The organism is Actinocrinis sp. (assembly GCF_035653575.1).
In the GTDB taxonomy this organism is placed as follows: domain Bacteria; phylum Actinomycetota; class Actinomycetes; order Streptomycetales; family Catenulisporaceae; genus Actinocrinis.
Window position 1 is genome coordinate 27,080 of the sequence record NZ_DASRBQ010000089.1, and the last position, 14,640, is coordinate 41,719.

A 14,640-nucleotide genomic window follows, 5' to 3' on the forward strand; every position below is an offset into this window, starting at 1 on the left:
GCCCGCCGTGCGGAGGCTGTGGGTATCGGCCGCGGTCAGCGAACCAACCCCCAGCGGAATCCGAGGGCCACCGCGTGCGCGCGGTCCGAGGCGCCGAGCTTCTTGAACAGCCGCCGCGCGTGCGTCTTGACGGTGTCCTCGGACAGGAACAGGTCGCGGCCGATCTCCGCGTTGGAGCGGCCGTGGCTCATCCCCTCGAGCACCTGGATCTCGCGGGCGGTCAGGGTCGGGGCGGAACCCACCTCGGCCGGGCGCAGCCGGCGCGGGGCCAGCCGCCAGGTCGGGTCGGCGAGGGCCTGCGAGACGGTGGCCCGCAGCTCGGCGCGCGAGGCGTCCTTGTGCAGGTAGCCGCGGGCGCCGGAGGCCACGGCGAGGGCCACGCCGTCCAGGTCCTCGGCCATGGTGAGCATGATGACCCGGGCGGTCGGGTCGGTGGAGACGAGCCGGCGGACGGTCTCGACGCCGCCGAGGCCGGGCATCCGCACGTCCATCAGGACCAGGTCGACCCGGTCGGCGGTCCAGCGCCGCAGCACCTCCTCGCCGCTGCTCGCCGTAGTGACCCGGTCCACGCCGGGGACCGTGGCCACCGCGCGGCGCAAGGTCTCGCGGGCGAGCGGTGAGTCGTCACAGACCAGGATGGACGTCATATGTGCCTCCACGCACTGTGGATACCTGCTGCTGTCAGGCAATGCCGGGAATTGACGCGAGTGGGGCCGGAAACCGGTGGGACGGCCCGCCGGGTGGGGGGTTCCGGCCCCCTACGCACTGACTCAACGACCGTCACCCGAAAGCGTTACGCACAATCGGGTGGCGAATTCGGGACAGTCGCAGCTCAAGATCGAGTTTTCGGCGAAAGTCCGTTCACCCGCTCGGCGCAGGCCACGCCGGACGGCGGGCGGCCGGCGGATCGAGGCCGGCCGCGCGGGGCGGCGCACGGACGTTTTGTGACGATATCGTGACGGGCTGTTAGTGCAGACCCAGTTTGGACCCAGGCGTCGGAATTTGGGAAGTCCTGACCGGCTCAAACCGTGGCGGACACCCGGCTCTCCGCCGCTCGCACCAGCGCGGCGGCGCGCGCCACCGGCACGCCAGAGCGCACGAGGCGGTCGACCACGGCGAGGCGCACGACGTCGATGGCGGCGTAGGGGCGGTGTTGCTCGACGCCGTTCTGATCGCTGTCCGAATCGCCGTTCAAATCCCGCAGTGCGGCGTGCGGGACGCCGGTGCGCAGCACGAGCTCCTCACGGGTGTACCGGCCGGTGCGCCGTGACCCGGTGTTAAGGCCTTTGGCACCTTCTCGCCACAACGGGGTGATTCCATCGAAGTCGCAGGTCGGGGCAGCGGGGCATCGGCCGTTCAGGGGCTCGGCACTGGGCCGTTCGTAGGTCGAGAACACACCGCTCCCTTACCTAACAAATAGGTGGGTATAGGCGTCAGTACCGGCAACTCCACTCTTACCGGGGAATGCCTTGTCATGACACGTCCAGTCACTGGATGACCTGCGGTTTACAACGGACACGCTGAGCGAGCGCACTGTCACTGAACGCGCCGCCGGCGACGAGGAGGGACAGCGGCGATGGCCGATTTCTCACGGCTCCCCGGCCCGAACGCCGATCTGTGGGACTGGCAGCTGCGCGGTCTGTGCCGAGGCAAGGACAGCTCGCTCTTCTTCCACCCCGAGGGCGAGCGCGGTGCGGCGCGATCGAGCCGGGAAATGGCGGCGAAGGAGATCTGCATGAACTGCCCCGTGCAGATACCGTGCGCGGACCACGCGCTGAAGGTGCGCGAGCCGTACGGCGTCTGGGGCGGCATGACGGAGGAGGAACGCGAGGAGCATCACGCGCGGCAGAAGGCGCTCGCGCGGGCGCAGGCGGCCCGGCAGAAGGAGGCGCGGGCGCGGCAGGAGAAGCTGAAGGAGAAGCTGCTGCGCGAGAAGGCGATGCAGAACCAGGTCCAGGCGAAGGAGCCCGCCACCGCGAACGACGCCGCGACCTATGAACCGGCGACACGGCGCAAGCGCGCTGTCGGCGGCTCGGCGGCGGCCGCGGCGCCCAAGACCAAGGCCGCAGACACGAACGCGCCGAAGAAGGCGCCGAGCAAGCCGGCCGCGCGCAAGAAGACGAAGCCGCTGGTCAAGGCGTAGCGCACGCAGTACCCGAAACGACGCGACTCCCGCCGCCACCGGGGTTGGTGGCTGCGGGAGTCGCGTCGTTCGTACTCAGTTACCGTGGGGCAGGCCGCGACTAGTGGCTGTGCCCGTGGCCGTGCGAGTGACCCTCGTCTTCCTTCGGCGCCGGCTTGTCCACGACCAGCGTCTCGGTGGTCAGCAGCATCGAGGCGATCGACGCGGCGTTGGCCAGCGCGGAGCGGGTGACCTTGACCGGGTCGATGACGCCGGCCGCAATCAGGTCCACGTACTCGCCGGTGGCCGCGTTCAGGCCCTTGGCGTCGTCGAGGTTGGAGACCTTGTCGGTGACGACGTAGCCCTCGTGCCCGGCGTTCTCGGCGATCCAGCGCAGCGGCTCGACCAGGGCCTTGCGGACCACGGCCACGCCGGTCGCCTCGTCGCCGCTCAGGCCGAGACGGTCGGTCAGCACCGTGGTGGCGTGCACCAGCGCGGCGCCACCGCCGGCCACGATGCCCTCCTCGACCGCGGCGCGGGTGGCCGAGATCGCGTCCTCGAGCCGGTGCTTCTTCTCCTTGAGCTCGACCTCGGTGGCCGCGCCGACCCGGATCACGCACACGCCGCCGGCCAGCTTGGCCAGCCGCTCCTGCAGCTTCTCCCGGTCCCAGTCGGAGTCGGAGGCCTCGATCTCGGCCTTGATCTGGCGCACCCGGTCCTGCACCGCGCCGGAGTCGCCGGCGCCGTCCACGATCGTGGTGTTGTCCTTGTCGACGGTCACCCGGCGGGCGGTGCCGAGCACCTCGATGCCGACCTGGTCCAGCTTGAGGCCGACCTCGGGGCTGACCACCTGGGCGCCGGTGAGGGTCGCGATGTCCTGCAGGATCGCCTTGCGGCGGTCGCCGAAGCCGGGGGCCTTGACCGCGACCGAGTTGAAGGTGCCGCGGATCTTGTTGACCACGAGGGTGGAGAGCGCCTCGCCGTCGACGTCCTCGGCGATGATCAGCAGCGGCTTGCGGGACTGGGCAACCTTCTCGAGCACCGGGAGCAGCTCGGAGATCGAGGAGATCTTGCCCTGGTTGATCAGGATGTACGGGTCCTCGAGGACGGCCTCCTGGCGCTCCTGGTCGGTGACCATGTACGGCGAGAGGTAGCCCTTGTCGAACTGCATGCCCTCGGTGAACTCGAGGGCGAGGCCGAAGGTGTTGTTCTCCTCGACCGTGATGACGCCGTCCTTGCCGACCTTGTCCATCGCCTCGGCGATCAGGTCGCCGATCGCCTGGTCCTGCGCGGAGATCGCGCCGACCTGGGCGATGGACTCCTTGGTCTCGACCGGCTTGGCGGTGGACAGCAGGTGGTCGGAGACCGCCTTGACCGCCGCGTCGATGCCGCGCTTGAGCGCGATCGGCTGCGCGCCGGCCGCGACGTTGCGCAGGCCCTCACGCACCAGCGCCTGGGCCAGCACGGTCGCGGTGGTGGTGCCGTCGCCCGCGATGTCGTTGGTCTTGGTCGCGACCTCCTTGGCGAGCTGGGCGCCGAGGTTCTCGTACGGGTCCTCGAGCTCGACCTCGCGGGCGATGGTCACGCCGTCGTTGGTGATCGTCGGCGCGCCGAACTTCTTGTCGATGACGACGTTGCGGCCCTTCGGGCCGATCGTCACCTTGACCGCGTCGGCGAGCGCGTTGACGCCGCGCTCCAGCTTGCGGCGGGCGTCCTCGTCGAATTGCAGCATCTTGGCCATGAGTGCCAAGCGTCCCTTCTAAGCCTGGGTTGGTGGAACAGCGAACCTGGTCGCTCCGCCGGGCCTTGTGGCCGGTCGGACGTGCGCGCGTCAGGCGCGGAAGGCCGCGCCCCGCCGCCCGTCCGAGCGGGGCTTGCGGAACGCGGCCTTCACGGCTGGCTGCGCGGGCGCCTGCTACTTGTTGACGACGGCGAGCAGGTCGCGCGCCGACAGGACGAGGTACTCCTCGCCGTTGTACTTGACCTCGGTACCGCCGTACTTGGAGTACAGGACGACGTCGCCTTCCTTGACGTCGAGCGGGAGGCGCTGGCCGTCCTCGAAGCGGCCCGGGCCCACGGCCAGGACGACGCCCTCCTGCGGCTTCTCCTTCGCGGTGTCCGGGATGACCAGGCCGGAGGCGGTGGTCTGCTCGGCGTCCAGCGGCTTGACGACGACGCGGTCCTCAAGCGGCTTGATGGCAACGGTAGCCACGGTCGTGACCTCTCCTTCGGAGACATTCACTGGCGGCGGGAACACCGCCCCGCCGGTCGACTTGGGGCCACCGTCCACGCCTGTCGTCGCGGGTGCCAGGGGGACGGGGTGGCATTGGCACACTCACGGCGAGAGTGCCAATCGGCAGGTTATGACTCCCGCTGGCACTCGGTCAACCCGAGTGCCAAAACCGGGCGTACGCCGACCGAGTTCCGGTGGCGGACCGGTCGCTGATCTTGGCGAACGTGAGCCCGCGTCATAGAACAGCTTCGGCGGCGGATAATCATGGACGCACAAAGACACGCGAGGTAGACGCATCCGCGCCGCCAAATCGGGCACGGATCATGCAGACCTGCTGACGAGGGGATAGACGGTGTTCGGCATACTCGGCCTCGATCCGACGGCGGAGCGTGTCTACCAGGATCTGGTGACTGCGGGGTCCGGCAGTACTGCCGGGCTCGTCGAGCGGACTGGACTGCCGCGGGCCGAGGTGCGTAAGGCGCTCACGCAGCTGGCCGAGCTGGGACTGGTGACGAAGCAGACTGGGCCGCGGGAGCGCTACGTGGCCGCTCCGCCAGCCGTGGCTCTGGGGGCGCTGCTGGCTGAGCAGCGGCACGCGTTGTACCGCGCCGAGCTTGGCCTGGCGTCGCTGGCTGAGGCGTATCGCAGCGCGAGTGCGGACAGCTCCGCCCGCGACCTGGTGGAAGTGGTGATTGGCGCTCATGCGGTGCGGCATCGCTTCGAGCAAGTCCAGATGGCCGCGACCGCCGAGTTGCATGTCATGTCAGAGGCCAACCACGAGGTGGTCGGGCCGGGCGAGAGCGCGGCCGAGGAGCAGGCCATCAACCGCGGCGTGCGGTACCACGTCATCGTCGAGCACGCGATGCTGGATCGCCCGGGCGCCTTCGAGGGTCTGATGGCGCACATGAAGCACCAGCAGCTGTGCCGGGTGGTGGAGCGGGTGCCGACGAAGCTGGTGATCGCGGACCGCGCGGTCGCGCTGGTGCCGCTGAGCGACGGCACGAACCCGGACGGCGGCGAGCCCTCGGCGATGTTCGTGCGCGCCCCCGGCCTGATCAGGCTGCTGATGGGGCTGTACGAATCGGTGTGGGACCGCGCGGTGCCGGTGCGCCTCGTGGAGCCGAGCGGGATCGAGCTCGACGTCCCCGAGACCGAACCGACCGGCCTGGATCTGCGGATCCTCTCGCTGCTGATGGTCGGCGCGACGGACGCGGCGATCGCCAAGCAGCTCGGCCTGGGCCTGCGCACCGTGCAGCGCCGGGTGGCGCACATGATGGATCTGGCGCGCGTGAGCACACGGTTGCAGCTCGGCTGGCAGGCCTGCCATCGCGGCTGGCTGAGTTAAAGGGCTGAGACGTTACGGACGAAGCGTTAACGGACTGGGGCCATTCACGGCGGACCGGGCAGCCTGCCGCGTCGAAGATCACGGCGAGGCGCGGCATTAGGATGGTCGGGTGACGCAGGCGAGCATTCCGCGCGGAGAACCGGAGCCGTTTTACTCCAGGGTCGGCGGCGAGCCGACCTTCCGGGCGCTGGTGCACCGCTTCTACGAGGGCGTCGCCAAGGACCAGGAGCTTCGGGCGCTGTACCCGGAGGAGGACCTGGGTCCGGCCGAGGAGCGGCTGACCCTGTTCCTGATCCAGTACTGGGGCGGCCCGTCGACGTACAGCGAGACGCGTGGGCACCCGCGCTTGCGGATGCGCCACGCGCCTTTCCGGGTCGACGCCCGGGCCCGGGATCTGTGGCTGCATCACATGGCCGAGGCGGTGCGCTCGCTGAAGCTGCCCGAGGCGGACGAGACCGAGCTCTGGCAGTACTTGGAGCGGGCCGCGCACTTCATGGTCAACGCCGAGTAGCGGCACCCGGGCTTCGCTAAGGCAGACTCTCGGGCGGGTCCGGCACAGCCGGATTAGCCGAGCTCTGCTACGGGCGCCCCAGGGCGCGGTATTCCCAACCCGCGGCGCGGTACGCAACCGGATCGAGCGCGTGGCGACCGTCCACCACCTTCCGCTGAGCGACGACGTCGCCGAGCGCGGCCGGATCGATCTCGCGGAACTCGGTCCACTCCGTCAGCAGGACCACCACATCGGCATCGCGCGCCGCATCGAGCGTGCTGTGCGCGTACTCCAGGTTCGGGTAGGCGCGGCGGGCGTTCTCCAACGCCTCCGGGTCGTACACGCGCACCTTCGCGCCGCTCTCCTGGAGCATCCGGGCGACGTCGAGGGCCGGTGCGTCCCGGATGTCGTCCGAGTTCGGCTTGAACGCGGCGCCGAGCGCGGCGATCCTGGCGCCTCGCAGCGAGCCTCCGGCCAGTTCGCGGACCAGGTCGACGGTGCGGGAGCGGCGGCGCCGGTTGATCGCGTCCACCTCGTGCAGGAAGGCCACGGCCTGCCCGATGCCGAGTTCCTCGGCGCGGTGGGCGAAAGCGCGGATGTCCTTGGGCAGGCAGCCGCCGCCGAAGCCGAGTCCGGGGCGCAGGAAGCGGCCGCCGATCCGGGAGTCGTAGGACAGCGCCTCGGCCAGCTGGTGCACGTCCGCGCCGGTGGCCTCGCAGACCTCCGCCATCGCGTTGATGTAGGAGATCTTGGTGGCCAGGAAGGAGTTCGCGGCCACCTTCACCAGCTCGGCGGTGCTCAGGTCGGTGATCACGACCGGGCTGCCCTGCTCGATGATCGGCGCGAAGACGGTGTGCAGCTGGTCCTGGGCCCACTGCGACTCGACGCCGAAGACGAGCCGGTCGGGTCGCAGCGTGTCCTCGACGGCGAAGCCCTCACGCAGGAATTCCGGGTTCCACGCCAGCTCGACCTGCTCCCCCGCCGGCGCGAGCGCGCGCAGCAGGCCGGTCAGCCGGGCCGCGGTGCCGACCGGCACGGTGGACTTGCCCACGACGAGCACGCGGCGGTCCAGGTGCGGCGCGAGCGCGGTGACCGCACTCTCCACGTAACGAAGGTCGGCCGCGTTGGAGCCGGCGAGCTGCGGCGTGCCCACGCACACGAAGTGCACGTCGCCGAACGCGCCGGCCTCGGCGTAGTCGGTGGTGAAGCGCAGCTTGCCGGATTCGAGCGCCTTGACCAGCAGCTCGGGAAGTCCCGGCTCGAAGAACGGGACCTGCCCGGCGTTGAGCCGGTCCACCTTGTCCTGCGCCACGTCGACGCCGAGCACGTCGAACCCGAGCACAGCCATGCAGATCGCGTGTGTCGCGCCCAGGTATCCCGTGCCGATGACGGTGATCTTCGGTGCACTCATCGATCTCTCCCCTCAACCAGTGAGTGCGTACAGAAGCGACACCCTAGCTTGTGCCACAGGCCGATGTTGCTGGTACCCCGGAACTGGACCGGGCCGGGCCTTATAGGCCGGCGTTGATGCGCTCCAGCGTGGTGCCGTAGGGGGTGTCCACGCGCAGCCACCGCGTGTGTGCGGCCACTCGCGCGGACTGCGCGGAGCTTTCCGGCTGCGGGCCGAGGAATCCCATCGCGGACGCGGCGTGGGCGGTGCGCCAGCGCAGGCCGTGCGGAAGTTCGCGGGTCCAGATCTCCTCGGCGAGATTGTCCAGCGCCGCGCGGTCGCGGCCGAGCGCGGCGAATCTGAAGTCTGCGTTGCCCTGTGTGACGGCCTCGGCCAGTTGCCGCAGCGGAATCTCGCCGAGCGGTTGCCAGCCGGTGCGCGGCGGCAGCAGGCCGGCCCAGGACGGACCGCCGGTGAGCTGCGCGGGCAGCGTGAATCCGGCGGTGCCGCCCTCGTCGGTGTGGATCGATTCGAGCAGTTGACCGGCGGACACGGTGCGGTCGAAGGGCTGCGTGCCTTCGGCAAGGCCCACCGTACGCACCGTCAGAACGCTGGCGCGAGCTGCGGATCCGTGCAGCGGCGGAGCGGCGTACGCGGCGGCCACCGGTCCTATGCCGACTATGCGCACTGCGGCCGTCTTGTCCATGCCGAGTAGGCGTTGCAGGTAGACGCCCAGGGCGGCCGCGTCGTCCGGGCTGGCGAATACGTACTCGTCGTTCATCGGTCTACCAGCGGGTCGGAGGTTCAGCGGGTCAGTAGGTCGGCGGTTCGGATCTTCGGCGGCGGCGGTTCGACGGTGCCGCTCACCGGTGCCGCGACTCGGGTGGTGCGGGGGCGAGGTAGGGCTTGAGGTAGTCGCGCTCCTCGGCGGTCAGCCGCCGCGGCCGCTCGGCGCCCAGGTCGTACGGCACCAGGACCGTCTTGGCGAGGGCGTATACGAACTCGTCGTCCTTGACCTCGTAGGCCACGGTGAAGGAGGCGTTCCCGACCCGGGTCACCCAGGTCTCCACACGCACCGGTTCGGAGCGGTACACCAGGGGGCGCTTGTACTCGATCTCGTGCCGGGCCACCACGGTGCCGAGGGAGAACTCCTCGATCCCCGCCTGCTTGGCGGTCATGAACATCCACTCCACGCGCGCCTGTTCCAGGTAGCGCAGGTAGACCACGTTGTTCACGTGCCCGAAGGAGTCCATGTCCGCCCACCGCAAGGGGCAGAGATAGACGTACCTCAGCCCCTTGTCAGTGATCTCCGCGGGCACCCGGCTAGCCCCGGGTCAGCTTGCGATAGGTGACCCGGTGCGGGCGGGCCGCCTCGGGACCGAGCCGCTCGACCTTGTTCTTCTCGTAGGACTCGAAGTTGCCCTCGAACCAGAACCACTTGGAGTCGCCCTCGTAGGCCAGGATGTGCGTGGCCACCCGGTCGAGGAACCAGCGGTCGTGGGAGACCACCACGGCGCAGCCGGGGAAGTCCAGCAGCGCGTTCTCCAGCGAGGAGAGGGTCTCCACGTCCAGGTCGTTGGTCGGCTCGTCGAGCAGCAGCAGGTTGCCGCCCTGCTTGAGGGTGAGCGCCAGGTTCAGCCGGTTGCGCTCGCCGCCGGAGAGCACCCCGGCCGGCTTCTGCTGGTCCGGGCCCTTGAAGCCGAACGCGGAGACGTACGCGCGCGAGGGCATCTCGACCTGGCCGACCTGGATGTAGTCGAGCCCGTCGGAGACCACCTCCCACAGCGTCTTCTTCGGGTCGATGCCGGCCCGGTTCTGGTCCACGTAGGAGATCTTCACCGTCTCGCCGACCTTGACCTCGCCGGAGTCCGGCTGCTCGAAGCCGACGATGGTCTTGAACAGGGTGGTCTTGCCGGCGCCGTTCGGGCCGACCACGCCGACGATGCCGTTGCGCGGCAGGGTGAAGGACAGGTCGTCGATCAGCAGCCGCTCGCCGAAGCCCTTGCTCAGCTTGGTGACGTCGACCACCACGCTGCCAAGGCGCGGGCCGGGCGGGATCTGGATCTCCTCGAAGTCGAGCTTGCGGGTCTTCTCCGCCTCGGCCGCCATCTCCTCATAGCGGGCCAGGCGCGCCTTCTGCTTGGCCTGGCGCCCCTTGGCGTTGGAGCGCACCCACTCCAGCTCGTCCTTGAGCCGCTTGGCCCGCTTGGCGTCCTTCTGGCCCTCGACCTTCATGCGGGCGGCCTTGGTCTCCAGGTAAGTGGAGTAGTTGCCCTCGTAGGGGTAGGCGCGGCCGCGGTCGAGCTCCAGGATCCACTGCGCGACGTTGTCGAGGAAGTACCGGTCGTGGGTGATCGCGACCACGGTGCCGGCGTACTTGGCCAGGTGCTGCTCGAGCCAGAGCACCGACTCGGCGTCGAGGTGGTTGGTGGGCTCGTCGAGCAGCAGCAGGTCGGGGGCCTCGAGCAGCAGCTTGCACAGAGCCACCCGGCGCTTCTCGCCGCCGGAGAGCACCTTGACGTCGGCGTCGCCGGGCGGGCAGCGCAGCGCGTCCATGGCCTGCTCGAGCTGGGCGTCCAGGTCCCAGGCGTTGCGGTGGTCCAGCTGCTCCTGCAGCGTGCCCATCTCGGCCAGCAGCTCGTCGGAGTAGTCGGTGGCCATCAGCTCGGCGATCTGGTTGAAGCGGTCCAGCATCGCCTTGGTCTCGGCCACCCCCTCCTGCACGTTGGCCAGCACGTCCTTGCTCTCGTCGAGCTCGGGTTCCTGCAGCAGGATGCCGACGGAGTATCCGGGGGTCAGGTTCGCGTCGCCGTTGGACGGCTGCTCGAGACCGGCCATGATCTTCAGCACGGTCGATTTGCCCGCCCCGTTCGGGCCGACCACGCCGATCTTCGCGCCCGGCAGGAACGAGAGGGTCACGTCGTCGAGGATGACCTTGTCGCCGTGGGCCTTCCGGGCCTTGCGCAGGGTGTAGATGAACTCCGCCATGCCTACAAGCTTAGTGGCCGTACGGAGCCGGTCCGGACCGACTTTCAGCGCTCTGTGGATAACTCGGCCGCCGGTACGGTACGGCCGGTGACGGCGCCGGAGCCGCGATCAGCCCTCACGCACCGTCTTGAAGTCGGCCAGGGCGCTGCGATATCTGGACAGTTCCTCGCCGATCGGGCCAAACAGCTCGTCCTGCGCGACCGCGGCCAGCTCCACGGAAAGCTGCCCGACCGCGACCTGCCCCGCGGCCACCGCGGCATCCCGGGCCTTGCGGCGCGCGGTCAGGTCCAGGGCGATCGAGCCGAGCAGGCAGAGCGCGGCCAGCACGATGGCGAGGGCTTCCGGGAAGCCGGGGACGAAGCAGAGCACGACCCACAGCGCGGTGAGGGTGAGCAGCGCGGCGTGCCCGGTCTGCACGAGCAGGCGCCGGGTCGGCGGCCTGGCGTCGATCTCGCTGGCGGCCAGCGCGGCGTCGATCCGGTCGGCCACCTTGCGCCTGCTGCCGGTGATCTGGCTGCGCAGCGCGCGGGCCCAGTCCGGCGGAAGCTGCGCCGTGGCCGCGTCGGAGAGCCGGGAGAGCACGGTTTCCAGCGCCGCTCGGTCCACCGGCACCGGAGCCGGGGCCTCGCCCTCAGGGTCGGTCGCCGCGCGGACCAGATCGCGCAGGCTGCCGCCGCCTGACGGGCCGTCGGCTCCGCGATCGGCCGGGCCCGCGGCGCCCGGCGCGGCGGCCGTGCCCGGGTCCACCAGTCCACGCAAAAGGCGCAGCGGCGTGGAGACTGCCGCCTGGCCGCGGACCGCGATCCGCTCGCTGACGGCGTCGGCGAGGCTGGCCACTCCCGCCGCCGCGCGCAGGCCGTCCATCGCCTCGGCGCGCGCCTCGTCGGAGACCGTCGCCTCACCGTCGTCCTGCTGCGGCGTCGCCGCGTCCGTGACCAGCATCGGGGCCAGCCGTTCGGCGACCCGGTCGACGTCGGCGGCCAGCCGGTCCGCGGCGGCCCTGCGGCCGGAGACCCGTTCGGTCAGCCGGCGGCGCAGCTCGTCGAGGCCCTCGCGGGTGCGCGCGGAGACCGGGATCACCGCGACGCCGGTCAGCCCGTCCTCCTCGACCAGCCGGGCCAGGTCCGCGGCGCACTCGGTCACCGCCTCAGGGGGCAGCCGGTCGATCTGGTTGAGCACGATCAGCATGATGTCCGCGTGGTGCGCCAGCGCCTTGAGGTAGCGGTCGTGCCAGGAGGCGTCGGCGTACTTCTGCGGGTCGGTGACCCAGACCACGACGTCGGCCAGGCTGACCGCCTGGTCCACCTCGATCTGGTGCTCGCGCACGGCCGAGTCGTGGTCGGGCAGGTCGACCAGCACCAGCCCGGCGAGCGCGTCGCGCACCGCGGAGCGGTCCAGGGCCGAGTCGCGGGTCAGCTGGCGGCGCGACTCGACGCCGAGCCGGTCGAGCAGCGGCCTGGCCTCGGCGAGCCGGTCCGCCTCCCAGACGCAGGCGATGGCCTGTGTCGTGGTCGGGCGGCGCACCGCGACCGGGGAAAGGCCGATCCCGACCAGGGCGTTGAACAGGGAGGACTTCCCAACACCGGTGGCCCCGCCGAGGATGACCACGGTGTGCTCGGCAGACATGCCGAAGCGGGCGGCGGCCCGGCGCAGCACCTCGCGCGCCGGATCGAGCGCCTGCTGCGGCAGCCGGCCCTCGGCGGTGGCGACCAGCCGCGCCAGCGCGTCGAGCCGAGTACCGACTCCGAGGGTGCGTTGACTGCCGCGGATGACTCTCATCGGGCCCGCTGCACCGCCTGCCCGGCTTCGAGCAGCGCCTTCGCCGCGCCGGGCTCGACGCCGAGGTCGGACAGCGCGCGGTGGTGGCGGAAGGCGAGCCGGTCGAACAGTGCGCCGAGGGCGGTGTCCAGCGAGGTCGCGGCGAGTTCGGCGAGCCGGTCGGTCTCGTCCGCGCCGAAGACCGCGTCGGCAAGGCGGCGGGTCGCGGCGGCGACCGGGTGCACGGTCCGGTCGATGGAGGAGCCCGAGCGCAGGGCGCGGCGGCGTCTGGGCGGCGCGGTGGCGCCGCGGCGGCCGGTGAAGACGACGGCGGCCAGCAGCGCGGCGGGTCCGTTGCGGCCGGCGGCGAAGAACTGGGCGTCGGAGCGCTTGCGGTGCGGCTCCCTGGCCAGCAGGTCGACCAGGCCGTCGGCCCATTCGTCCAGTTCGGGGGGCACGGCTCCGGCGCGGGTTCCGGCCGAGACCACGGCTTCGGCGCTGTCCTGCTCGGCCAGCGCCTCCCGCCAGGCCCCGGCGACCTGCTCGGCGGCGCGCGACGCGGCGGCGGCCACCTGGTCGGCCGCGGCGCCGAGCAGCAGGCGGCGGGCGGTTTCCGCGGCCGGATCGCCGGCGGAGAACAGCGCAGTGGCGCGGTCTGGAGCGATCATCGCCTGCCACTCCAGCAGCGGCGTACCGCGCAGCAGTTCGCCCTGCGCGATGGCGTCATGCAAGGAGATGCGCTCGGACGCGTAGGCGAGATCCGCCTGGCTGCGCAGCCGGTCGGCTGCCTCAACTTGAGCTGCCAGGCCCTCTGCTACCGCACCGAGGCGGCGCGGTAAGTCATCGAACATGCCGTTGACCGTCGCGGCGATGGTCGCCTGACGCATCGTCGGATCATGTGCGGTGGAACGCAGCCAGGTCATCAACGGGTCAAGCAGGTACTCGGGCAGCAGGCCGCCGGTGAGAACAGATTCCGGCACGGTAAACAGCGGCAGATCGCCGAGGCCGTTGACGGCGAGCAGCGCCTGCCCGGCCTCGCGCACCTCGCGCAGGCTCTCCGGCGGCACCCGGTTCAGCACGATCGCGATGGTCACCCGCCGCTCGCGGGCCGCCTGAAGCAGCCGCCACGGCACCGCGTCGGCGTAGCGCTCGGCGGTGGTGACCAGCAGCCAGGCGTCGGCCGCGCCGAGCAGCCGCTCGCCCGCGTCCCGGTTGTCGGCGACGACCGAGTTGACGTCCGGGGCGTCGATCAGCGCGATGCCGGCCGGGATGGCCGGGTGCGGGGCGAGGGTCAGGGCGTCGGCCCGATCGGTCGGCCCCGGCGCGCGCAGGAAGGCCGGCAGCAGCCGTTCCGGGCCGGTGACCGCGGCGACCTCGGCGGGGTTCACGCAGAGCACCGCGGAGCGGGTGGTCGGCCGCAGCACCCCGGCCTTGCTGACTTCCTGCCGGACCAGCGAGTTGACCAGGGTGGACTTGCCGACGCCGGTCGAGCCGCCGACCACGATGTGCACCGGGCCCTCGGGCCGGCGCAGCCTGGGTATCAGATAGTCGTCCAGGCGTCTGATCAGTTCGGCCTGGATTCTGCGCGTGGCGACGACACCGTCCGCGGCCAGTGGGAGCCGTGGCGCGGCCACGCTGTCGCGGAGCGCGCCCACCGCGCCCAGCAGGTCAGCGTCCGGGCCTGTGATCGTCACAGCCGTGAGCATGCCGCAGCCCCTGGGGACATGGGAACACCGGGGTCAGGTTTGTTTATAACTTCTCTGTTGCGGCTTCGTCCGGAAAGAACCGGGGCGAGCCTGCCCCCGACCGTACCAAGCGCGCCCCGGCTGTGGGACGTTTTGCGGCCGATTCGGCTTGACGATCAGCTCATCCCCGGCGCGCGCGGTGGCGCGGAAGCCCGCAGGGCGCGCCATCACCGGCGCCGCAGTGCGTGCCCGACCGCCCCTGGCCGCGACCGGCGGATCGGAATGGCGCCGCGTAGTGACGGCGGCTTCTACTACCCTGGTTCCGCGCGCCGCCGCCCCCATAGCTCAGCGGATAGAGCAGGTGCCTTCTAAGCACTTGGTCGCAGGTTCGAGTCCTGCTGGGGGCACCGTTCCAACCGGGCTGATCGCCGTTCGACGCGGCGCTGGGGGAGATATTGACCGAGAACGGCAACGGCACGCCTGAACCCACTGACGGCGTCCTGCCGCCACCGCCGCCTCGGACGAGCCGCCGTACCCGCAACGCACTGATCGGCGGAGCGACCACGGCCGGGGTAGCAGCCGTGGTCCTGCTCATCGTTTTCATCGGGCACCGCGGAAGCGATACGGGG

General features: G+C 70.9%; 12 protein-coding genes, 1 tRNA gene and 1 pseudogene. 4 read left to right on the forward strand and 10 right to left on the reverse strand.

Translation table 11 applies throughout. The features are described 5' to 3' along the window. Positions 1 to 35: 35 nt before the first annotated feature. On the reverse strand, positions 36 to 647 hold the full coding sequence (locus VFA06_RS12845; RefSeq protein ID WP_324840749.1) for a response regulator transcription factor: 612 nt from the start codon (positions 645 to 647) through the stop codon (positions 36 to 38). Between the two features lie 374 nt (positions 648 to 1,021). Beyond that, complete coding sequence (locus VFA06_RS12850; RefSeq protein WP_324840750.1) at positions 1,022 to 1,396, reverse strand: hypothetical protein; 375 nt, start codon at positions 1,394 to 1,396, stop codon at positions 1,022 to 1,024. Positions 1,397 to 1,576: 180 nt separating this feature from the next. Between VFA06_RS12850 and VFA06_RS25910 the strand changes: the two are divergent. Continuing rightward, a pseudogene (locus VFA06_RS25910) lies at positions 1,577 to 1,861 on the forward strand (WhiB family transcriptional regulator); the annotation flags it as partial. A gap of 382 nt (positions 1,862 to 2,243) precedes the next feature. On the opposite strand, the gene groL reads toward VFA06_RS25910, so the two are convergent. Both groL and groES read right to left on the reverse strand, forming a co-directional pair. Further along, the gene (gene groL, locus VFA06_RS12860; protein WP_324840752.1) at positions 2,244 to 3,863 is read right to left on the reverse strand and encodes a chaperonin GroEL; all 1,620 of its coding nucleotides are present in this window, start codon (positions 3,861 to 3,863) and stop codon (positions 2,244 to 2,246) included. A 174-nt stretch (positions 3,864 to 4,037) separates the two neighbouring features. Continuing rightward, positions 4,038 to 4,364, reverse strand: a complete 327-nt coding sequence (gene groES, locus VFA06_RS12865) for a co-chaperone GroES (protein WP_414639882.1) — start codon at positions 4,362 to 4,364, stop codon at positions 4,038 to 4,040. Between the two features lie 343 nt (positions 4,365 to 4,707). Here groES and VFA06_RS12870 point away from each other — a divergent pair, with 343 nt between their 5' ends. Continuing rightward, complete coding sequence (locus VFA06_RS12870) at positions 4,708 to 5,700, forward strand: helix-turn-helix domain-containing protein (protein WP_324840753.1); 993 nt, start codon at positions 4,708 to 4,710, stop codon at positions 5,698 to 5,700. Positions 5,701 to 5,809: 109 nt separating this feature from the next. Continuing rightward, positions 5,810 to 6,211 carry a globin gene (locus VFA06_RS12875; protein ID WP_324840754.1) on the forward strand — a complete coding sequence of 134 codons (402 nt, stop codon included), beginning with the start codon at positions 5,810 to 5,812 and terminating at the stop codon, positions 6,209 to 6,211. A 67-nt stretch (positions 6,212 to 6,278) separates the two neighbouring features. On the opposite strand, the gene VFA06_RS12880 is transcribed toward VFA06_RS12875, so the two are convergent. The 6 genes from VFA06_RS12880 to VFA06_RS12905 form a co-directional block, all read right to left on the reverse strand. After that, the gene (locus tag VFA06_RS12880; RefSeq protein WP_324840755.1) at positions 6,279 to 7,601 is read right to left on the reverse strand and encodes a UDP-glucose/GDP-mannose dehydrogenase family protein; all 1,323 of its coding nucleotides are present in this window, start codon (positions 7,599 to 7,601) and stop codon (positions 6,279 to 6,281) included. Positions 7,602 to 7,701: 100 nt separating this feature from the next. Beyond that, complete coding sequence (locus VFA06_RS12885; RefSeq protein ID WP_324840756.1) at positions 7,702 to 8,361, reverse strand: hypothetical protein; 660 nt, start codon at positions 8,359 to 8,361, stop codon at positions 7,702 to 7,704. Positions 8,362 to 8,443: 82 nt separating this feature from the next. Then, on the reverse strand, positions 8,444 to 8,872 hold the full coding sequence (locus VFA06_RS12890; protein ID WP_349260168.1) for a thioesterase family protein: 429 nt from the start codon (positions 8,870 to 8,872) through the stop codon (positions 8,444 to 8,446). Between the two features lie 31 nt (positions 8,873 to 8,903). Further along, positions 8,904 to 10,568 (reverse strand): energy-dependent translational throttle protein EttA, encoded by a 1,665-nt coding sequence (gene ettA / locus VFA06_RS12895; RefSeq protein WP_324840758.1) that lies wholly within the window; start codon positions 10,566 to 10,568, stop codon positions 8,904 to 8,906. A gap of 108 nt (positions 10,569 to 10,676) precedes the next feature. Then, the gene (locus VFA06_RS12900; RefSeq protein ID WP_324840759.1) at positions 10,677 to 12,347 is read right to left on the reverse strand and encodes a GTPase; all 1,671 of its coding nucleotides are present in this window, start codon (positions 12,345 to 12,347) and stop codon (positions 10,677 to 10,679) included. Next, positions 12,344 to 14,020 (reverse strand): hypothetical protein, encoded by a 1,677-nt coding sequence (locus VFA06_RS12905; RefSeq protein WP_324840760.1) that lies wholly within the window; start codon positions 14,018 to 14,020, stop codon positions 12,344 to 12,346. Before VFA06_RS12905 ends, VFA06_RS12900 begins: the two co-directional genes overlap by 4 nt. Before the next feature lie 325 nt (positions 14,021 to 14,345). On the opposite strand from VFA06_RS12905, the gene VFA06_RS12910 reads away from it, so the two are divergent. Beyond that, positions 14,346 to 14,418 (forward strand) — tRNA-Arg (locus VFA06_RS12910). Positions 14,419 to 14,640: the final 222 nt, after the last annotated feature.